Annotated in this window: 20 protein-coding genes; 10 read left to right on the forward strand and 10 right to left on the reverse strand. The window is 50.6% G+C overall.

The genetic code is table 11. The annotated features are described in order from the left end of the window. The 3 genes from HZB31_12820 to HZB31_12830 all read right to left on the reverse strand — a co-directional run. Window positions 1-1,306: CxxxxCH/CxxCH domain-containing protein (locus HZB31_12820; protein MBI5848802.1), on the reverse strand; the 1,306-nt coding region annotated here is incomplete at its 3' end. A gap of 200 nt (window positions 1,307-1,506) precedes the next feature. Next, on the reverse strand, window positions 1,507-2,097 hold the full coding sequence (locus HZB31_12825; GenBank protein ID MBI5848803.1) for a hypothetical protein: 591 nt from the start codon (window positions 2,095-2,097) through the stop codon (window positions 1,507-1,509). A gap of 4 nt (window positions 2,098-2,101) precedes the next feature. Next, window positions 2,102-3,709: an AAA family ATPase gene (locus HZB31_12830; protein MBI5848804.1), complete on the reverse strand. Its 1,608-nt coding sequence runs from the start codon at window positions 3,707-3,709 to the stop codon at window positions 2,102-2,104. Between the two features lie 203 nt (window positions 3,710-3,912). On the opposite strand from HZB31_12830, the gene HZB31_12835 reads away from it, so the two are divergent. The 7 genes from HZB31_12835 (at window position 3,913) to HZB31_12865 (ending at window position 11,503) form a co-directional block, all read left to right on the forward strand. After that, window positions 3,913-4,986, forward strand: coding sequence for an N-acetylmuramoyl-L-alanine amidase (locus HZB31_12835; GenBank protein ID MBI5848805.1), 1,074 nt, complete (start codon window positions 3,913-3,915; stop codon window positions 4,984-4,986). Continuing rightward, complete coding sequence (locus HZB31_12840; protein MBI5848806.1) at window positions 4,979-5,563, forward strand: GerMN domain-containing protein; 585 nt, start codon at window positions 4,979-4,981, stop codon at window positions 5,561-5,563. The genes HZB31_12835 and HZB31_12840 overlap by 8 nt, the downstream gene beginning before the upstream one ends. Further along, the gene (locus HZB31_12845; protein ID MBI5848807.1) at window positions 5,556-6,371 is read left to right on the forward strand and encodes a glutamate racemase; all 816 of its coding nucleotides are present in this window, start codon (window positions 5,556-5,558) and stop codon (window positions 6,369-6,371) included. The genes HZB31_12840 and HZB31_12845 overlap by 8 nt, the downstream gene beginning before the upstream one ends. Window positions 6,372-6,373: 2 nt before the next feature. Beyond that, window positions 6,374-7,111: a ribonuclease PH gene (gene rph, locus HZB31_12850; GenBank protein ID MBI5848808.1), complete on the forward strand. Its 738-nt coding sequence runs from the start codon at window positions 6,374-6,376 to the stop codon at window positions 7,109-7,111. Between the two features lie 105 nt (window positions 7,112-7,216). Beyond that, the gene (locus HZB31_12855; GenBank protein MBI5848809.1) at window positions 7,217-9,067 is read left to right on the forward strand and encodes an ATP-dependent metallopeptidase FtsH/Yme1/Tma family protein; all 1,851 of its coding nucleotides are present in this window, start codon (window positions 7,217-7,219) and stop codon (window positions 9,065-9,067) included. A gap of 64 nt (window positions 9,068-9,131) precedes the next feature. After that, complete coding sequence (gene folP, locus HZB31_12860; GenBank protein MBI5848810.1) at window positions 9,132-9,977, forward strand: dihydropteroate synthase; 846 nt, start codon at window positions 9,132-9,134, stop codon at window positions 9,975-9,977. Further along, window positions 9,974-11,503, forward strand: a complete 1,530-nt coding sequence (locus HZB31_12865) for an SDR family oxidoreductase (protein ID MBI5848811.1) — start codon at window positions 9,974-9,976, stop codon at window positions 11,501-11,503. The genes folP and HZB31_12865 overlap by 4 nt, the downstream gene beginning before the upstream one ends. Before the next feature lie 156 nt (window positions 11,504-11,659). Here the strand turns inward: HZB31_12865 and HZB31_12870 are convergent, their stop codons facing one another. Together HZB31_12870 and HZB31_12875 are read right to left on the reverse strand one after the other, a co-directional pair. Further along, window positions 11,660-12,208, reverse strand: coding sequence for a thermonuclease family protein (locus tag HZB31_12870; GenBank protein MBI5848812.1), 549 nt, complete (start codon window positions 12,206-12,208; stop codon window positions 11,660-11,662). Window positions 12,209-12,323: 115 nt separating this feature from the next. Beyond that, entirely contained in the window at window positions 12,324-12,749 is a 426-nt protein-coding gene (locus tag HZB31_12875; GenBank protein MBI5848813.1) for a hypothetical protein, read from the reverse strand. Window positions 12,750-13,185: 436 nt separating this feature from the next. Here HZB31_12875 and HZB31_12880 point away from each other — a divergent pair, with 436 nt between their 5' ends. Further along, on the forward strand, window positions 13,186-14,898 hold the full coding sequence (locus HZB31_12880; protein MBI5848814.1) for a hypothetical protein: 1,713 nt from the start codon (window positions 13,186-13,188) through the stop codon (window positions 14,896-14,898). A gap of 233 nt (window positions 14,899-15,131) precedes the next feature. Here the strand turns inward: HZB31_12880 and HZB31_12885 are convergent, their stop codons facing one another. The 5 genes from HZB31_12885 to HZB31_12905 all read right to left on the reverse strand — a co-directional run bounded on the left by HZB31_12885 (window position 15,132) and on the right by HZB31_12905 (window position 17,908). Further along, entirely contained in the window at window positions 15,132-15,425 is a 294-nt protein-coding gene (locus HZB31_12885; GenBank protein ID MBI5848815.1) for a hypothetical protein, read from the reverse strand. Continuing rightward, entirely contained in the window at window positions 15,425-16,219 is a 795-nt protein-coding gene (locus HZB31_12890) for a hypothetical protein (protein ID MBI5848816.1), read from the reverse strand. The genes HZB31_12885 and HZB31_12890 overlap by 1 nt, the downstream gene beginning before the upstream one ends. Further along, window positions 16,195-16,992, reverse strand: coding sequence for a hypothetical protein (locus HZB31_12895; protein MBI5848817.1), 798 nt, complete (start codon window positions 16,990-16,992; stop codon window positions 16,195-16,197). Before HZB31_12895 ends, HZB31_12890 begins: the two co-directional genes overlap by 25 nt. Window positions 16,993-17,121: 129 nt before the next feature. After that, on the reverse strand, window positions 17,122-17,394 hold the full coding sequence (locus tag HZB31_12900) for a hypothetical protein (protein ID MBI5848818.1): 273 nt from the start codon (window positions 17,392-17,394) through the stop codon (window positions 17,122-17,124). Window positions 17,395-17,503: 109 nt separating this feature from the next. Further along, the gene (locus tag HZB31_12905; protein ID MBI5848819.1) at window positions 17,504-17,908 is read right to left on the reverse strand and encodes a hypothetical protein; all 405 of its coding nucleotides are present in this window, start codon (window positions 17,906-17,908) and stop codon (window positions 17,504-17,506) included. Between the two features lie 185 nt (window positions 17,909-18,093). Here HZB31_12905 and HZB31_12910 point away from each other — a divergent pair, with 185 nt between their 5' ends. Together HZB31_12910 and HZB31_12915 are read left to right on the forward strand one after the other, a co-directional pair. Further along, window positions 18,094-19,647, forward strand: a complete 1,554-nt coding sequence (locus HZB31_12910) for a GHKL domain-containing protein (protein ID MBI5848820.1) — start codon at window positions 18,094-18,096, stop codon at window positions 19,645-19,647. Between the two features lie 15 nt (window positions 19,648-19,662). Next, complete coding sequence (locus HZB31_12915; protein MBI5848821.1) at window positions 19,663-20,994, forward strand: sigma-54-dependent Fis family transcriptional regulator; 1,332 nt, start codon at window positions 19,663-19,665, stop codon at window positions 20,992-20,994. Window positions 20,995-21,027: the final 33 nt, after the last annotated feature.

The following is a 21,027-nucleotide window of genomic DNA, read 5'->3' on the forward strand; positions in this document are numbered from 1 at the left end:
AACCGCTTGTCGGAGAAACAGAATTCGAGCTGTTATGGCAGGTGCCGCAGGCCCCGCTTGATGCAGTTCCCCACGTCGGCGCTGCGTTTTTGCCGCTTCCCGCATAATTGCCATGACAATAAACGTTCGAACACGTGCCGTTAGAGTTTTTGAAGGTGACAGAGCCGGGAGGCATGGGGTTATCCCCGCCTGCATAGGAACCCGGTGCATAGGTTCCTCCCAATGGAAGCTTCAGATCGACGGTACCGTCCTGGTTTGCAAGGTGGTCAGAATTATTGCTGCTATGACAGGTCCCGCAATCAAAGACATACCCGGATGCAGTCGAGCGATTTGTTACTGATGAGTAACTAGAAGGCAGGCCACCTGAAACGGCATTATAGTGCCTGGCATGCGATGCAGCATATGCCGCAGGTGCGTTTGTGTCTGTACCGCTTCCGGGAGGAGCGCCATGGCAGCTGTTACATGCTGAAGCATCCTTGAAGCCAAGGCTGTGGGGATGGCATGTGATACAGTCGACATTATTATTATGTTCCAGATTGGACTGGCCCGCGGTGTTATAGCGGTGATAACTCGTGACACTATGGCAGACCTCACAGATCTTGCGGGATGACGCATGCCCCCCGCCATCATCTCCAAATCCTCTCGGCGCGGTTGTGCTCTGAAATTCAGGTGCCAGCCCCCCTGCCTCAGCAGGAAAACTGTGCGTAGGGGAATTCGGAGCAGTAATGACAGTGTCTTTTACACGCTTTATATTGTCTGTAGTCCTTGTGTGACATGTCGCACATACGATCTGGCCGTATTGACCCGTGGTCGGCGTACCCCAGTCGCCTGACCATTTCGCAGTGCCTGGAAAGCGGTTGCTGTTATGAAGCATCGTGTTGTCCCAGCCGGCAGAAATCTGAATGGTCTGCGGATTCGTTCCGTTAATGCCATCACTGTCAGCGTACGTTGCCCTTACCGTATAACACTGATTCTCAGTCAGTCCGGTTATCGCAGCCGTATAGGGAGATGCCCTGTGCGATGCGTTCGTTACCCAATTGGTCCATGTCCCTGCTACGCACGTTTTATAGTCAATCGTGTATGTATTGCTGGCGTTGTCATCTCCGGCATAGGGCATCGACACCTGGATAGAGGTGGCCCCTTCAGCTTTGGCCGCAACCGTACCGGCAGTCGTTGTATTAGCACCATACGCTGAGGCGGTCATGGAGACGGAACCGATAACGCAACAGAGAGCCGCTATCAGTGTGCAACAGGAATAGTTGAAGAATACAGCTGAAGCAGAAAGGAATTGGTTCCCACGTTTCATAGACTACCCCCCCAGCCGACAGGAAATTGCTGTTTGAATGTGACGGTAAGATATCAAACAAAGCCCAAATTATCAATAGCAATCGGTCGAAGACAGGATAGCGATTAGCCGCCTCTGCCAGGAAACGGGAGATTTACGATTGCAAGATAAACCCGTTCCCTCTATTTTCATTACAGGATATGCCCCATTTTAATAATGTATCAGTCTCTTCCAGCCGTGCCCGAGTAGTGGATATTTCCCTTCTCGTCTTTCCAGGTCATAACCTTCGGCGAAGAATATGCACCGTTTTCATGCATCTCCATCTCGTCCACAGACAAGACCTTCTGAGGCGGATGTTCGACTGTTTGCAGCGTATGACGGCCATCTTTTTCGATGCTCCGCATACGGCTGCGGTCTGATGTATCACGTCCTGCCCTCCTGGCACTGCCCGGGGCATGCGTCTGCCCCCCCTGTGACGGCCGGACTTCAAGGTTTATTTTCAGGGGCAAATCAGGATTGGTGATCTTCTGATATGTCCTTGTGACCGGCTCCTTTTTAACCGGTGAGGCGGGCTCAGCAGCCAGGACGCCCGGTTTCCCTGTCTGCGCTGCGCCTCCTCCGGAAAAAAACGTGGTCAGGAGCCAGACAAGCAATCCGGCATTTGCCACCAAAGACAGGACCAGCAGATAGCGCCAGACAGGCGTCTCACTCTTCCAGCGCTCCGACAGTCCCCGAAACAGGGTCATCTCCGTCACCGTCACACGCCTGCGTTCCTGCTCAAGCTTCCTGAGTGCCTTCACTATGTAGGACATGTCTCTATATACCCCTTTCGCCGGCCAGTAAAACCGGATCCATGCGTATTGCGGCCCCCTGAATACGCTCCATTGTCCGGGACCCCACGATCCCGTCCGGCTTAAGGCCCTCTTTTCTTTGATACTCCTTCACCTCTTTTTCCATCAATGCGTCAAATGTCATTTTCCCCCACATAGGCTGTCGTCCGCTTATGCGGGAAAGCTGTCCTTCGAGCCAGGACACCGCTGATCCGCTGCTGCCATGTGATATGGTCCCCTCAAAGTCAGGCACCATCCGCTGAAGAGCCATGAACTGACCTGTCCAGCGGGCTTCAAGCTCTGCCATGGCAACCGTCCTTGGCGTCTTGCCCGCAACAATCACGGCACTGACATCGTTCAGCGATACCAGAGTCACGAATTCCTCAGTCCCGCCAGCGCCGCTCAAATGCAGTAAAGACGGCCTGTTTATCTTCCGCAGCGTCTCCATGTCCGCATGGGCCTTAAGACAATACAGACCATAGGGCATGAGCTGATCGCAGCCCTTTTCCGGCTCTGCGTCTGTTAAAGGCGCCTTCCATTGCGAAAGCAAGTCTCCAAAAGCAGCCGCCCTTCCCTCAGGACCGGAAACGCCATCAGGCAATAGCAGCGCAGGAGTCTGCTGCGTGGCCGAGACCGACGTCAGATTACTTTTCTCCGGAACATCAGCTGATCTGTCCGCACCCTGCAGCCTTTCCCGGGTAAACAGTCCCGACGAAAAGGCGAGACCCGACGCCACCAGCAAGAGCGCAGCAAAAGCCCATCTGAGAGCCTGCCGGCCGCTGCCAACGCTTCCGGTCACCTCGGCTGCTGCCAATTCAATGGTCTTCCTGTCAATCGTCGCCCGGTTCTCTGAAAAAGCTCCGAGCAGTGCACGGTCGCAGATCAGGTTGATCATCCTCGGTATACCTCCGCTCAGGCGATACAGCCTGCTGAGCGCAGACGCAGAAAATATGCCCGTACGGCATCCGGCGACGGAAAGACGATGCATTACATAAGCCGAGACTTCGCTGCGCGACAGCGGACCGAGATGATACCGGGCCGTGATCCTCTGAGATAACTGCCGAAGCTCGGGCCGAGCCACCATATCGCGAAGTTCAGACTGCCCCAGCAGCATGATCTGGAGCAGTTTGCATTTGTTCGTTTCAAGGTTCGTGAGCAGGCGCAGGTGCTCCAACACCTCGGGAGTCAGGTTCTGGGCCTCCTCTATGATAATGACCGTCTTTCTCCCTCTTGTATGCGCATCGATAAGATACGCATTGATCGCATCCACGTATTCCTTGACGCTGACGGTTCCTTTCGGATACGCAATGCCAAATTCATCACAAACCGAGGCAAGAAGTTCCTCGATGCTCAGCATCGGATTCAGCACAAAAGCTACATCGGTCTGCTCAGGCACCTTATCCAAAACGCAGCGGCATATCGTGGTCTTGCCCGCCCCCACTTCGCCTGTCAGAAGGATAAATCCGCCGCTCCCCCCGAGTCCATACAGAAGGTGTGAAAGTGCCTCACGATGCACTTCGCTCATATAGAGATAGGATGGATCGGGCGAAATGGAGAACGGGATTTCTCTCATGCCAAAATATTTTGTATACATACCAACCCCCAGCCGCTTTCATCGTGCGCAGGCATTACCCTATTTGCCCGTTACTGATTGGAGGTATATCACACAAAATTATAATTATCAAGCGATTTATTTCCATGAAGAAATTTTGCATCACCCGTGATTCATATAACGATACCTCCTGCAGTTGAGGAATATTGCAAAACCGTATCTTTATATGGAAAATGTATAGTGTTATGAAAAAGGGCCTATGTATTGCGCTGATCCTGCTATGTGTATCAGCATCCATTTCTGCCGAGCGGACAGCTGAAGTGCTCCTGCGGTTCAGCAGGCAGGATACGGTCATGAAGATCGTGCTCGAAGCAGATGAAAATATCATCCGCAATGCAAAGACCGTAGTATCATCAACAGTCGCCAAGGTCGATTTTCTCTCCCCCTTTGATCTGAAAAAACCCCTGGATTTCATGTTTGAGACCCAAAGAGATGCCCGCACGCTGACGATTACACTCAAAGATGTTGCTGAGGTGAGAACCTATAAGCTCTCATCACCTGCGAGGATTGTCATAGAGATGAAGGTCAAGCCTCAGGATACCGACCAGAAGCAGCAGAAAGATGCCGGGCTGGTATCTCAAAAAAACCAACCCCCTGCGCAGCAGCAGTCAGCGCAAAAAATAGCTGATGCCGGTAAGTCTCAGCAGCAACCTGTGCCGAAGACGCCTGAAACGGCAAAACCGGCAGAAAAGACACTCAAGTTCAGTTCAATCATCATTGATCCAGGCCATGGCGGCCATGATTACGGGATATACAAGCAGGAGATCAGGGAAAAAGAGATCAGCCTGAGTATCGCAAAGGACCTTGCCAACATCCTGCTAAAAAAAGGCCTTAAGGTATTCCTTACGCGCAAGGCAGACCAGGCACTGCCACTGGGAGAGAGGATCAATTTCAGTAACAGCAAATCTCCGGACCTTTTCATCGCGATCCATGCTACGCCATCTGACAGGTTCGTCATCACAACGGCAACGGCTGATGAGAGCACTGCAGACGCCACAATAAAGCCCTATAAGCTCTCTGCCCGGCAAAACCGTCATCTTGATAAAAGCAGGGCCGCAGCCAAAGCCTTTTCCGAAGCTTTAAAAGCCGATTATAAGACTGAGCCCATCTCAAGGGAGCTCCCTCTGCCGATCCTTACCTCTGTTGATGCTGCTGCGGTCCTCATCGAATATCCGCTGACCTCACAGAAGACCTATGACCAAAAAGAACGGGAGAAGCTGATCAACGCCGTGATAAAGGGGCTGGCCAGCCGTGAATAACAAAACTGTCTGGATCACCCTGATCGTTTTCTTCTTCATCGCCGGCGCTGCAGGCAGCTACCTCTTCTTGCGCTATTTTGGACCTGCACCAAACCAGCCTCTGCCCAACGAGTCCAGGATTCAGTCGCTTGAAGGACAGGACCTCATGGTCATCAGGCTCTCCCTGCCGACAAACGGAAAACTTGAGATGACCGACAAGAAAATCCCGAGGAGGACAAAAAACATTGCCATCGCCGAAGCGGTGATCGAAGAGTTTTTCAGGACGCCTGCAAGCGGCTCACCGGTTCCTCAGGGCGTGAAAGTGTTAGGCGTGTACCGGGATTCCAGTCAGAACCTTTATGTTGATCTTTCTGATGAACTGCGAAGGAATTTCCAGGGCGATGCACTCTCGGAGTTCCTTGTTCTGAAAGGTCTGCATGACAGTCTGCTTGCCAATCTGCAGGACTTTCAGGACCTGAAGGTCCTTGTCGAGGGTAAAGAGATTGAGTCCCTTGGCGGCCACTTTTATCTGAAGTATCCATTGAAAAACACGCTCCTCGGAGATCAAAGAGCAGAAGGCAAACCTGCGCATGACTGAAAGACAGAGGCCGATCGGCATTTTCGATTCCGGGATCGGCGGCCTTACCGTGCTGAAGGAGATCTTCGATAAACTTCCTGACGAAAACACTATTTATCTCGGGGACACTGCCCGCGTTCCCTATGGAATCCGGTCTCCCGAGACGGTCACGCGCTATTCGTTTGAGAACACCCGATTCCTTTCCTCAAGAAATGTGAAGATACTGGTCATTGCCTGCAATACTGCTTCGTCTGTCAGCCTTGATGCCGTGCGCAGGAGTTTTCCGGTTCCTGTTGTCGGCGTTATCGAGCCGGGAGCCAAGGCTGCTGTAGCGGCAACCAAAATGAAGAAAATCGGCGTCATCGGCACAGAAGCTACGGTCAGAAGCGGCTCTTACACCCGCGCAATCCAGAAGATCGATCCTTCCATAGACGTGGTCAGCGTCCCCTGCCCGCTCTTTGTCCCGCTTGTGGAAGAAGGCTGGACAGACGGGCAGATAACTGAGATGGTTGCAGCGCGTTATCTTGCCGATATGCGGGGCAAGGGCATTGATACACTGGTCCTGGGATGCACGCATTATCCACTTCTGAAGCATGTGCTTTCAACGGTCATGGGAGACGGGGTAACACTGATTGATTCGGCTATCGAAACGGCCCGTGAAATCAGTGCTGTTCTTGCTGCTCAGGGGCTGACGAACATACCAGGGCAACCGGTCAGGCATGAGTTTTATGTAACAGACTCTCCTCAGAAGTTTCTCTCCGTCGGAGAGCGCTTTCTTGGCAGAACAATCGAGAACATTGAGAAGATACAACTTGAAATGGAGGTTTAGACATGAGGCCTGACAACAGAAAGAACAACCAGTTACGGAGCATAAAGATCACCAGAAATTTTATTGATACCGCCGAAGGCTCGGTATTGATAGAACTGGGCAAAACAAGGGTCATCTGCACCGCATCGATCGAAGAAAGGGTCCCGCAGTTTCTGAAAGACAAGGGCACCGGATGGGTGACCGCAGAATATGCCATGCTTCCGAGGGCAACATCCACAAGAACAACGAGAGAATCCTCAACCGGCCGCGTTGGCGGCAGAACTCACGAGATCCAGCGGCTTATCGGCAGGGCGCTCCGCTCAGTTGTCAATCTGAGCGCGGTCGGACAGAGATCATTCTGGATAGACTGCGATGTGATCAGGGCTGATGGCGGCACCCGCACCGCTGCGATTACCGGCGCTTATGTCTGCCTTCATGATGCATTCACCTTTGCGGTAAAGAAGGGCCTGATCGAAAAAAACCCAATCAAAGACTCTCTTGCAGCCATAAGCGTAGGGGTGGTCAAAGGCCAGCCGGTTTTGGACCTCTGCTATGAGGAGGACTCTGCCGCTGACGTTGATATGAATATTGTGATGACAGGAAACGGCAATCTCGTTGAGGTCCAGGGCACGGCAGAAGGTTCACCCTTCTCGTTTGAGACCATGGACCAGTTGCTTGGGCTGGCAAAGCAGGGTATCGGCAGCCTCATCGCGCTTCAGAATGACCTCCTGGGATCAGAAGCGTTGTCAGTGTCCAAATAGCGGATTAAGCCCGAAAGAGACCTTTTCATCGCTTTTCATATCCCTTTTAGTGGCTGAAATTAAGCATTTCTCTGTGGTAAAATATAGAACTTATCGGAGGTGACTTTGAACGCTTACAGAAGTCTTTTTATATGGCTCTTGATCGGCATCATGATCATACTGCTCTTTAACCTGCTTAATACTCCCAAGAAAACGCAGGAAGAAATGATATATTCCGAATTCACAACCAAGCTTGAAGAAGGTCAGATGGATGAGGTCACGATCAAGGAAAGCGAGCGCCTGCTCACCGGCCGCCTCAAGGACGGGACAAAATTCAAGGCCTACTATCCTGATGATCCTGAAGTCTACAAGAGTCTCAGAGCCCTCAAGGTCAAAACGATAGTCAAACCTGCTGACCAGAACCCCTGGTATGTAAATTTCTTCTTCACGTGGGGACCGATCATCTTCATCGCCGTTGTCTGGATATTTTTTATGCGCCAGATGCAGAGCGGCGGCAACAAGGCGATGTCCTTTGGAAAATCGAAGGCAAGGCTTGTTTCAGAAAAATCGGTAAAGATCACCTTCGCCGATGTTGCAGGGGTAGATGAGGCAAAGACCGAGGTGCAGGAGATCATAGACTTCCTGAAGGACCCCAACAAGTTCACCAAGCTGGGCGGAAAAATCCCCAGGGGCGTGCTGCTTGTCGGTTCGCCCGGGACAGGAAAGACGCTGCTGGCAAGGGCGATCGCCGGTGAAGCTGGTGTGCCGTTTTTCAGCATCAGCGGTTCCGATTTTGTCGAGATGTTCGTGGGCGTCGGCGCATCACGCGTGCGCGACCTTTTCGACCAGGCAAAGAAGAGCGCTCCCTGCATCATCTTTATTGACGAAATCGATGCAGTCGGCAGGCACAGGGGCGCAGGCTTGGGCGGCGGCCACGATGAGCGTGAACAGACGCTCAACCAGCTCCTCGTCGAGATGGACGGCTTCGAAGGAAATGAGGGAATCATTATCATTGCGGCAACGAACCGGCCGGATGTGCTTGACCCTGCCCTGCTGAGGCCCGGAAGGTTCGACAGACAGGTCGTTGTGCCTCACCCCGATGTCAAAGGAAGGCTTGAGATACTGAAGGTTCATACCAGAAAGATCCCTCTCAGCGAAAATGTTGACCTGGATAAAATTGCACGCGGCACACCCGGATTTTCGGGCGCTGACCTTGCTAATCTCGTTAATGAGGCAGCTTTGCTTGCTGCCCGGGTGTCGAAGACCACAGTTGAAAACGACGATTTTGAAGCAGCGAAGGACAAGGTGCTGATGGGCGTCGAGAGAAAGAGCATGATTATCAGCGACGAGGAAAAGAAAAATACCGCATACCACGAGGCAGGCCATGCACTGGTGGCAAAACTTACGCCGGGTACCGATCCGGTGCACAAAGTCAGCATCATTCCCCGTGGAAGGGCACTTGGTGTAACCCAGCAGCTTCCCATGGACGACAAATACACCTATTCGAAAGATTATCTCATGAAGCGGCTCTACGTGCTGCTTGGCGGCAGGGCTGCAGAGGAACTCATGCTGAACCAGATGACGACCGGCGCAGGCAACGACATTGAGCGGGCTACTGATCTGGCGCGCAAAATGGTCACCTCATGGGGCATGAGCGACAAGCTTGGCCCCGTAACGTTTGGCAAGAAGGAGGAGCATATCTTCCTTGGCAGAGAAATGGGCCAGCACAAAGATTATAGCGAAAAGACCGCAGTCGATATCGATGACGAGGTGCGGCGTTTCGTATCAGAGGCCTATGTCGTGGCAAAAAGTCTCCTTGAAAAAAATGTCGATATCCTTGACGCCTTTGCCCGGAAACTTCTTGAAATAGAGACCATGGACGGCCCAGATATTGATGCCATGATCGCGCTGGTTCATAAGCCGAAAGATGCGGCCGATTCTGAATGCAATGATACAGGCTGCACCGGCATAGCCTGATTTTTTCGGGGAGCACGCAGGAAAAGGCGGGACCGGTTCCCGCCTTTTCTATTTAGGGGAGAACATGAAACTGAGCTGGTCACACTACGACCTGGACTTCTGCAGGAAGACCCATATCATGGGCATTCTCAATATCACACCTGATTCGTTTTCTGACGGCGGCCTGCACTTCGACATATCTGCAGCCATACAACAGGGCGTCAAAATGGTCAGTGATGGTGCTGACATTATTGATATCGGAGGAGAATCAACACGGCCGGGGTCTGAGCCCGTCTCGTGTGAAGAAGAACTCCGCCGCACCATACCGGTCATCAGGGAGCTCGCCAAGAAAATTGCCGTACCCATATCGATCGATACGTACAAATCAGAGGTTGCACGGCAGGCACTTGCGGCTGGTGCTTCAATCGTAAACGATATCAGCGGTCTGAGATTCGACCCCGAAATGCCGGAGGTCATCGCCCACCATAAGGTTCCGATAGTCATCATGCATATCAAGGGCCGTCCCCGGGAGATGCAGCATAACCCCCAGTACGAAGCCCTGATCCCCGAGATCACGGACTACTTCAGAATCAGCATCAGGCTTGCAAAGAAATTCGGCATTCCTGACGAACTGATGATACTCGATCCAGGAATCGGTTTTGGCAAGTCCTTTGACCATAACCTCGAAATACTGAACAATCTTGAACAGTTCAGCCTTCTTGAAAAACCGCTCCTGGTCGGCCCTTCCCGCAAAGCATTCCTTGGCAAGATCCTTGGCGACGTTCCTGCCTCAGACAGGCTTGAGGGTACGGCAGCAGCCGCTGCGGTCTCGATCATGAAGGGCGCTCATATCCTTCGCGTTCATGATGTGAAAGAAGTGGCAAGGGTTGCCCGGGTTGTTGATGCGATCAAAAGAGAGAAGGTTGCGTGAAACACTCGTCCGAAGAAATTGCGCGCTGCATCGCCCTGCTTCAGGATCTCGAAAAAGATTCCGGACAGTTCGCTGCGCTTTCGGAAGAACAAAGAATTGCGCTTATGAAGGCGACCGGAAAGATATCCCGGCCTGACCGGGCAGAAACAAAGAAGAGAAATAAGGCATCGAGAATAATGCAGAGCCTGACAGCTCTCGAAAAAGACAGACGCGCCAGGAATACTACAGGCATTCGCACGGCAAGAGCTGACGAGGTATTTACGGCCCCTGCTGAGATCGAATTCAAGCCGGATGGGTCCCGTCAAAAGAGCGAACAACTGAATGCACCGCGCAATTGCTATATCTGCAAAGAAAAGTTCACTCAGCTGCACTTTTTCTACGATACTATGTGCTGCAAATGCGGCGACCTGAATTATAAAAAACGTTTTCAGACAGCTTCACTTCATGGGCAGGTTGCTCTCATTACCGGCTCGCGCCTGAAAATCGGATATCAGGCAACGCTGCTGATGCTGCGTGCCGGCGCTACCGTGATCGCCACAACAAGATTTCCGGTTGATGCGGCAATAAGATATTCAAAAGAAGAGGGATATGCCGAGTGGGGAGACCGGCTGCATATTCATGGACTGGATCTGAGACATATTCCGAGCGTTGAGCTGTTTGCTGGCTATGTGGAGCATCGTTACGGCCGTCTTGACCTGCTGATCAATAATGCAGCCCAGACAGTAAGGCGGCCTGCAGGTTTTTATGCTCATCTTATCGAAAATGAACAAAAAGGTTTTAGCGCTTTATCCGGAGAGGCACAGAAGCTTCTTACTGACCATGAAGTCTGCAAGAAACAGATCCAGTCCCTCTGCCAAAGCGACAACGCTCAAGACGCCGCCCTTCCGGTTGCGTGGCATAATCAGAACCCTGGGATCGGCCTGCGGGAATCCGCCCGGTTATCACAAATCCCTTACAGTCACGATAACTCCCTTGCATCGGAAGAACTTTTTCCATCGGGAAAGCTGGATGCTGATCTTCAACAGGTGGACCTGCGCAAAACAAACAGCTGGCGCCTGCGTCTGGGAGAAATCGGGACTTCGGAAATGCTTGAAGTGCAGCTTGTGAATTCAGTGGCGCCGTTTGTCCTCTGCAACAGGCTGGTATCTCTGATGCAGCGCGATTATACCGGCAAAAAACATATCGTGAATGTGACGGCCATGGAGGGCAAGTTCTTCAGGTTCAAAAAAGACGCGCGCCACCCTCATACGAATATGGCCAAAGCGGCCTTAAATATGCTGACGCACACGTCAGCAGAAGACCTCGCAAAAGCCGGCATCTATATGAATGCGGTTGACACCGGATGGGTGACGGATGAAGACCCTCTTGAGCTCTCACAATTGAAACAGAAGGTCCATGATTTCCAGCCGCCATTGGATATTGTCGATGGAGCCGCCCGGGTCTGCGACCCGTTTTTTGACGGGATATTGACCGGCAAACACTGGTGCGGCAAATTTCTGAAAGATTATTTCCCTATTGACTGGTAGAGACAAGGGGCATCAGCCCGCGGGGAATTGTAGCAACAAGTCAACTAATTTAACACCGTCCCCAAAGTGTATCCTCCGATGAAACATTGCGCCATCTTCTTCCGATTTGAGCCAGCTTAGAAAATCAGGCAACGACAACTACATTCGTAAACACCGTCACTTCCTCGGGTGTTCTTTGCGATAATCCGAGGGAAGCTGTTTCAGGCCGCCCTTGCCCCAGATGCCGCGTTTATTCTCCCGTGCAATCACCTGGGCGGATTTCAGACGATCAATGTGCTTCACATTCGGAGGGAAGGTGTAGAGCACTGCGTAGCCGCCAAGGAGCAGCTCCTCATTGATCAGCTTATTGTCGCGGCCCCAGAGATAGGCAAGAATCCGATCGTATTTATCCCTCTTCTCGACATCATATTCGATGCGGGCCTGCCATCCGGATGCCGAAACCATCTCCTCCAGGAATTTCTTCGAACGCTTCCCCCAGGGCTTCTGACTCAGTTCAGGAGCGTCAATGCCGATGAATCTGATCTTCTCTCTCTTGCCATGTATGTTTGCCTCAATCGAATCCCCATCAATTACTCTTTCGATGAAAATAGAGTTATTTTCATCAGATTTTGTCCCTTCCGGGGCATTCTTCGCCATCCATCCGTAGAGCAGGGAAATTACCGCAAGGATCGCTATCGAAAGGACCTTTATCTGTTTCTTCGTCATATCTTTATTATAAGTCTTTTATGGAATAAATAAGAATGGATGGGTGAAAATCCGGATGAATCGAGGCGTTACAGGGTGGACAATCTCCCACCCTGTAACGATTGCAAGGTATTTATTATTGCTGCTGTCCGCATCTGCCCATTTTTCCACAGCCCATATTTGCCTGCTGATTACCGCAGGATCCGTTGCCCTTTCCGCAGCCCTGGCCTGCATTACAATTGGCACCCTGCTTTCCGCAAGCTCCGGGGCCTCCAGCGATACCGAATTCAGCGGCCTGAGTCTGGATCTTTGCACGAAGCGCTTCAACATCGCTCTCAAGAGCGTCTATCTTCGCCTGATCAGCGCCTGACCGGTAGAGCTCCATCAACTCGAACCTCTTGTCATGCATCTCTTTTCTCAGGGCCTTTGTTGCGTCAAAAAACTGCTTCTGTTCAGCCGAGATATTTCCTGCATTCGGACCCATACCGCCCGGACGCGCAAAAGCAACTGCCGCCAAGAGCAACAGACTTACTCCCATGATTCCTAATAGTATCTTCTTCATTCCTTTCACCTCCTTTCATATTTCTTATTAACTATGGATACAGCCTATCTTATAATTGTGAAACAATTATGAAAGGACGTTGAAGCGGAAAAATATAATGAGTCCTGTTCTACCGCTGAAATCATTGACTGGGAAGGAAGGCAGAGCTTAGAATAATTCAAAGTGGGCTTTCTATTAAAGACACATCAGAAATGAAGAAGCTGCAGTCGATAGCTCAGCAATACCGGACAATGAAGTAAATGCCTTAATGTAACTTTTTGGGCAGCGATTACAGGTTCAAACCGTGCGACAACACAACCAACGAACAGGTCTTTGCCATATCACAGTCAGGAGCTGGCACAAGGCCGCCAAAACACTGATATCGGACCACTGACAATGTCAGTGGCTTTGATTGTTAAATAGACGCAGTAGCAAATCTAAAGAACTGGGGGTAGTTATGAAAAAAATTGTAGTATTCCTTGCGGTAGTTCTGTTATTTGTGTTAGCAGTACCAATTTATGCACAGGTATATAATCCGGCTAATTCTCACTATTATGAACTTATCGATAATAGCTTAACATGGTATGAAGCCCGTGACGCCGCTGTCACCATGTTCTATAACGGCAGGCAAGGACATCTCGCGACAATAACGAGTTCAGACGAAAATGCTTTTGTTGTTAGTCAATGGCCTGGTATTGGTAATGGTACGGAGGTTTGGATTGGAGGTACAGATGAAGCATCCGAAGGTGACTGGCGCTGGATAACCGGTGAAACATGGTCATATGACAACTGGAATTCAGGCGAACCCAATAATGTAGGCTCCGGTGAAAATTGTCTGGATTATAAAGATGATGGAGCCCAAGGATGGAATGATGCAGCCTGTGACTCTCAATTTTGGTATCTGGTGGAATATGAACCAGTCTGCACAACTCCTGCTGACAATATGATTGCATGGTGGAAGGGAGATAATAATGCCCTTGATATGATCGGCACTCAGCACGGAACTCTGATGAACAGCGACACGTATGCTCCGGGCATGGTCGGGCAGGCGTTCAGTTTTGATGGGGTGGATGATTATGTTGATCTGCCCGATGGATTCGCAAATTTCACATCAGGATTTACCATCGGTTTATGGGCAAAGCCAACCGCATCTGGCTATTGGGCCAGATTTGTTGATTTGGGCAATGGTACAGCCAATAACAACATTTTGTTCATGCGAAGAAGCACGAGCAATGATTTGGCGTTTGAAGTTTACGACGGTTCCGGCAACCACGATATGGTCTACGCTGAAAACGCCATTACGAACAATGAATGGCATTATTATGCGGCAACAATGGATGCAGCCGGCCAGGTAAAACTTTATAAAGACGGGCTACCCCTTACAATTGTGGTTGATACCACGTATGATGCAACAACAATTGTACCAACCAGCGTAACGAGGGTCAATAACTATATTGGCAAAAGCAATTGGGGAGCGGATGCGTACTACACCGGCAGCATGGATGAAATTGCCATCTTCAACCGCGCCCTTGACGCCTCTGAAATAGCTGCAATCTACAATGCCGGCAGCGCCGGGAATTGTAGAATATCTGATCCAGTTATCACAGTTACCTCCCCCAATGGTGGTGAAATCTGGAATTCTTTTACGACGCATGACATCACCTGGACCTACACAGGCAATGTCGGCACTTCTGTAAATATAGAACTTTTCAAATCAGGGGCTTTCTTGGGCACCATTGCTGCGAATGCACCGATTGGGACGGACGGCGCAGGCTCATTCAACTGGGCTGTGCCGAAAAACAGGACGGACAGCACCTATTCGGTCAGGATAACAACTAACGGCCAGTATACTGATACAAGTGATAACCCCTTCACCTTATTGCTTGCCGCCCCGACTGCATGCACTTACACCATTACGCCTAAAAACGCTTCTTTTGCACTGACAGGTGGAAACGGCAGCTTTGCAGTCACAACACAGCCAGGCTGCGCGTGGACAGCAGTAATGTCAGACACATGGATAACAACGAAGAGCAGTGGAACCGGCAGCGGAACAGTGAATTATTCTGTGGCAGCCAATGCAGGAACAAGCCGGCTCGGCACGATAACAGTCAACGGGCAGGTCTTTGCCATAACACAGTCAGGAGCTGGCACAAGGCCGCCAAAACACTGATAGGATCGGTAGCTGCATCCATGCGTGAAATACCTGGGCTAACGGCATAAGCATACGCCTGAGACAGAAGATTGACCGTGCATAATGCAAAACAAGATGGGGTGAATCGTTTGATTCACCCCATCTTTATAAGAACCTTGTCCTCCGAGATCTCAGGTCATAGCCAGGCTAATACTATTTCGCCTTGCAGAACTTCATAAATTCCCAGCATTTCTGCCACATCACGAGGCGATTCACTTATTGTTGAGGGATTCGAGGGTAAAGGCAAACAGGTTTCTGCAGAGCTGCAGCCTTCTCAGATAAACCTTTTTCTGTGTCTCCTCAAGCTGTTCGATGCTTGGCTTGAGCTTGTCGCACCGCTGAATCAAAGCGCCTATCTCCTCTTTCGAAAGCGACATCGCCTGATCAGTCCTTGCACAGATATCATCGAACTCCGCCTTCCAGTCGGTCTGACCAAAGACAGCAGCATTGCCAACAAAGACAGCAACAATCACAACCGCCAATATGACCTTTTTCAGAACGCTCATTATTTCTGATCTCTTATTCCAGGGTGACATCCTTTACAATCGTTCATCGGAAAAGCAACCGTCAGGTGGCAAACTCCGCAGAACTCTCCTTTCAAATTTCGATCCATCGCAAAATGCTCTGTCGTCTTCTTCTTGATATTGAATATGTCCGGATGACAGTTGTTGCAGTCGAGCCATTTGATATGGGCCTTATGCGAAAAAACAGCCGGCGGTATATTGGCCCAGTTTGCCGCAAGCTCAAGATTCTTATCAAAGGATACGTCCGACGGCTTGAGCGAGAGATAATGCAGCGGTGTTACCAGCCCCTTATCGATCGCACGCCTCCAGTTTACGCCATTGCCAAGCGCAGTCTTGGCAAAGCCTTTCGTAAGTTCCTGAAACCGCTCTTTGCCATATCCCCGGTTGTTGTTGTGACACTTCTCGCAGTCAGCCTTATCCTGATGTCCAAAGGAAACCTTGCCGTCATGGCAGCCGCTCGCCCCGCAGTAACGGCCCGCTTTGTTGGCAGCCTCGGTAATCTCGGTCGTATTGAGCTTCATGTTAAATTCAAGTTCGAAGTGACAGACCCTGCAGGTATGCTTTCTCCGGTGAATCCAGTGGGAGAATGCAGCAGGCTTCACGCCGTTTTTCTCGGATGTACGGCTGATCAGTATGTTGCCGTACTCATCAGGAGGAAGGGCGTTGGGAAAAGTCCACCACGAGTTGCCCGCAGCCAAAAGTCCTGCAGGAAGAACCAGCAGCGCTAAAAGACAGAGCAGTATTGCGTATCTCATGAGACCGGCTTTGTATGGCATCTCTGGCAGTCCAGTAAGGGGAAAGCAACATTGATATGGCAGACGCCGCAGTACTTTCCACTAAAGATCTCGGGCATGGAATACTTTGTCTCTCCCTTTTTGACCCCGACGAAGATCTCCGGGTGACAGACCTCGCAACCATTCCAGACCGTATGCTTCTTATGGGAAAAGATGATCTCCGGCATCTGTGCAACCTTGGGATTGAGCGAAAAGTCCTTCTGCACCGTGAGAGCCTTCCGTTTGATCGACACCCCCTCGATATAGTCTACGAGCCTGATATGACCATCCGCCTCTGCCTTTTCCCAGTTGATGCCATTGCCGAACCGCTCTTTCGGAAACTTTTCGGTATAGGTATAAAAATCGTATTCTCTCTTTGGGTTCTTCCCCTGAGAGTGACAGCGGTCGCATGTCCTGCTCTGATCAAGAATCACCTTGGCGCATGACTCAAACACCTTTCGGTCGCTGACAGCCATCTTGCCGTTATGGCAGGTGCCGCAGTAAAAACCCCTCATATTGTCAGCAGCCTTGATGCCGGTCTGCCCGGCCTTCATCGCAAACCCAATATCCACATGACAAAGCCTGCAGGTAAATTGAGAGCGGTGAACCCAGTGATCAAAAACAACGGGGGCCATACCAGCACGCTCCGAATTATTGGCAATAACAACTCTGCCGTATTCAGGGGGTTGCGGCCTCTTCTTCTTGACACCGCCCTGTGCAAGGGCAAGGCCGACCGATACCATAATAATCAGAAACACGGTAATAAAACGTTTCATACTCCCTCCTGAACAAGAAATATAGGTCATGTTACTCCAGATTTGGCTTTTGCGCAAGCTGTTATTACTGCCAGTGTGCAGCAACAAAACACTGGCGCAGAGGGTTGTCTCTGCAGTCTAGGTATCTTTTCAGCTCTTCAAATAGACAAGCCAGAACGAAGGCCATTCCTCTTCCTGCACAGTTCTGCGAAAGTCGCATTCACTGCAGAAAAGAACTTTTTCCGCAAAGGTCCCCTGCACCTTTCCGTAGCAGCGGGTACCTTCAACCGCCCAGCAGACCCTGCCGCCATTGGTGCCGCGGTTCAGTCTGTGGGCCCTCGTCTCAGTCTTGGCGGGACAGGCTTCCTGACCGTTGCGGCCGTCTCTGCCGCAGTTCATATATTCCCAGCAATTCTGTATCATTAAATGGCTACCTCTCTCTCATATATTTCTGGCAGTTTAACGTGATTATCATTCTGCAATTTGAGCGAAAACAACGTTTTTCCAATGACCGCATATGGGCCGAAGAGAATTAGAGAGAAGGCGGCGAGTGATAGGGAAACTGATAACTGAAGAACACCTGAGGTAAGGCTTTACCCCTTTCAAAAGAGTACCGCCAGGCTGCGTTAAAGACATACGCAAGGATTAGAGACAGAAGACCGAGTTTAAGCACGCTGACATTGAGAAGAAGACGTTCGCTGCCATGTTCGGTGATGTTGAACAGCCGGTCAAACTGTCTATTCTGCTGCTCCGTTATATTGCGAAGATGAGCAAAGAGAACCTCATGAATGAGAACGACCGGATCAGTCTCCTGATGTGACGGGGACGTAAGAAGGGCAGTGACCGGGAAAAACTCCTCGATATGAAGATAGGAGAGCGGCATTATTGCCAAAACAGCACAATAAACGATAAGAGCAATTCCAGCAAGACGGCTCATGCGCTTATTCCAGCCCACGCACGATATAAGCATCGCAGAGGCTGCAAAGTCAACATGAATACATATTTTTAGATAGTCTATTGTCTATATCTTTAGATTTGCCCACTCATGATCTCTCCTGCTGCGGTTCGAACCGATCGGCTTCATTTCAATTTTCAGCGATTATGGTGCTAATATAAGCCATAATGTCCGTGAAGAAGAAGATCATACTCAGTTTTTGTGTAAGCGCCCTCATCATCGCCCTGCTCTCAGCCTTTCTCTATCTGAATTTTATCGAAATAAAGAAAGAGACCGTCTTTCTGGAGATGACCGATACCATCCGGAGTAAATCTCTTCAGCTCAGGAGGCATGAAAAGAACTATTTCCTCTACGCCCCTCAACAAGCCACCGATGAGTCCAGGGCCATTTATGCCTATTTAAAAGAACTTGGGACTCTTCTGGAGAGTATGAAGGCCAATTCTGAGGAGCGAACTCAGAGTCTGAGAGCACTGATCGACACCTATTCCTCGCATTTCAGAAACATCGAAACTTTGCTCAACACGGTTTCATATGAATCAGGAAAACTGAAGATGTCCGCACCGGAATACCGGAAAATCAGCCCTCTTATAGAGTCAAACTTCCTCGATCATCCTCACGTAGACGTCCAGTATCTGCTCAATGTCTATAGACTCCCTGCCGATCACACACTGATTGCGAGCCTCCATGAAATGGAAAGAAAAATCGAAGACCTGAGAAAGACCGGGGAAAATATCCTCCTTGCATCGAAGGATCTGGACAGGGTGGCCCGCGAAAAAGTGGACAGTTTCATCCGGGCATCACGAATTGCCATCCTTGTTTTTTTCCCCCTCTTCCTCATTGTTGGTTTCGGCACCATGCTCGTTATTATCAGTAATGTAGTAAGAAGACTGCAGCTGCTGACCAACCTCATAGAAGAGACCGGAGCAGGGAATTTTGTCCATGATTCTCAGCCGGCTCCGGAGTGGGGCAATGATGAGGTCGGACAGCTGATCAGGCAATTCAGTATTATGGAAGATCAGCTCGGCCAGAGGGAAAAAGAACTGCTGCAGAGCAAAAAGCTCGCTGCCATCGGCACCCTGGCCTCCGGTGTTGCGCATGAGCTGAACAACCCGCTTAACAACATCTATACGAGCGCACAGAGGCTGCTGAAGAAGACAGGCGATGACAGTCCGGAATACATCAGGAAGGGGCTCAATGACATCTTCGGTCAGACCATGCGTGTAAAGGGTATCGTGGGCGATCTGCTCGAATTTGCCCGGGGACGTGAGCCGCATATTATGGCAGCTGAACTTCGCAGCCTTATTGACAGCGCGTACCGGCATCTTGAAAATACCAGGGACCTCAACGGCATAACGCTTTCGATCAGGATGATTCCTCAGGAGATCGTTCTCTATGTCGATACGGAACTGTTTGAACAGGTTCTGATCAACCTGTTGTCCAATGCGGTTGACGCAATGTCCGGACAAGGGGAACTTTCCCTTGCTGCCAACGAAGAAGACAGCAGAATATCGATCAGGATATCGGATACGGGCAGCGGAATGGCTCGCGAGACCATCGACAAAATCTTCGAACCATTCTTCACCACAAAAGATAAGGGTACCGGACTCGGTCTTGCGATCGTATTCAACATAATCCAGAAGCACCACGGAGAAATAACGGTCGAAAGTGAAGAAGGAAAAGGCACGACATTTATCATCACCTTGCCGAAAAAACCCCGGTAAAGGAAACATACTGACATGGCATTAAGAATACTTGTTTCAGAAGACGAAGAGATAACGCTCAACAACATACTCGATACCCTCAGGGATGAGGGATACGATGTTATCGGGACAAGGGATGGAAGTTCTGCCCTTCAGAAACTGCAGCAGGAACAGTTCGATATCCTGATCACTGACATCAGGATGCCCGGACTGAGCGGTCTCGAGCTTCTTGATCTCATCAGGAAAAACCATCCGTCAACAGAAGTCATCCTCGTTACCGGCTTCGGCAGTATCAGCTCTGCCGTGGAAGCCATGCGCAAAGGCGCCTATGATTACCTCACCAAGCCTTTTGACCTTGATGAACTGGTCCTCAGGGTCAGGAAGATCCAGGCGCAGAAAGCGCTGAAAAAAGAGAACCTTGCGCTCAGGACCTATTTCGGGATGGACAAGAAGGTTTCGATCATTGCAAAGAGCGCAGGGATGAAAGAGGTGCTTGAGACGATCGAGGGGATAAAGGACTCCGATATAAACATGCTCCTTACGGGGGAGACCGGGGTAGGCAAGAGCCTGATCGCAAAAATCATCCACTTTACAAGCAGACGGCAGGACAGACCGTTCCTCGCAATAAACTGTGCAACGCTCACCGAAGACCTTCTCGCCAGCGAGCTCTTCGGTCATGAACGGGGAGCATTTACCGGTGCGGTCACCGCCAAACAGGGGCTCGTAGAAATCGCCGATTCCGGAACCCTCTTCCTCGACGAGATCGCTGAACTCTCCCCCAACCTGCAGGCAAAGCTCCTGAAAGTTGTCGAAGAAGGCGAGTTCTACCGTGTCGGAGGCACAAAGCCCCAGAAGGTCGATGTACGGTTCATTGCGGCGACAAATCAAAATGTAAAGAACCTGATGGCCGAGGGAAAGTTCAGGGAAGACCTCTACTACCGGATCAATGTCATGGATATATTCATTGCCCCCCTGCGCGAACGTCAGGACGACATCCGGCCCCTCAGCAGATTTTTTCTCCAGAAGCATCTGCCGAAATCAGCAAAGAAGATCACCGCCGTCTCTGACGAAGCTATGGAGATCCTCCTGCATTACAGCTTCCCCGGCAATGTGCGTGAACTTGAAAATATTATCGAGCGCGCCATCATTCTCGAAAAGAGTCCTGTTATTACGCCGGAAAGCCTGCCGCATGGCATACGGGTACTTCAGATAGAGACGTTCGACCCGGACAGGATAAAGACCATCGAAGAGATGTCAAAGGAATATGCAGAAAAAGTTGTCAAGATGCTGGGCGGCAACAGATCCAGGGCCTCGGAACTGCTCGGCATTTCAAGAACAAGCCTCTGGAAGATGCTCAAGGAAGATTAACAGATCGCTATAACAGCGCCTTGTTCTGTATCG

The sequence above is a fragment of the Nitrospirota bacterium genome, assembly GCA_016235245.1.
In the GTDB taxonomy this organism is placed as follows: Bacteria; Nitrospirota; Thermodesulfovibrionia; order Thermodesulfovibrionales; family UBA6898; genus UBA6898.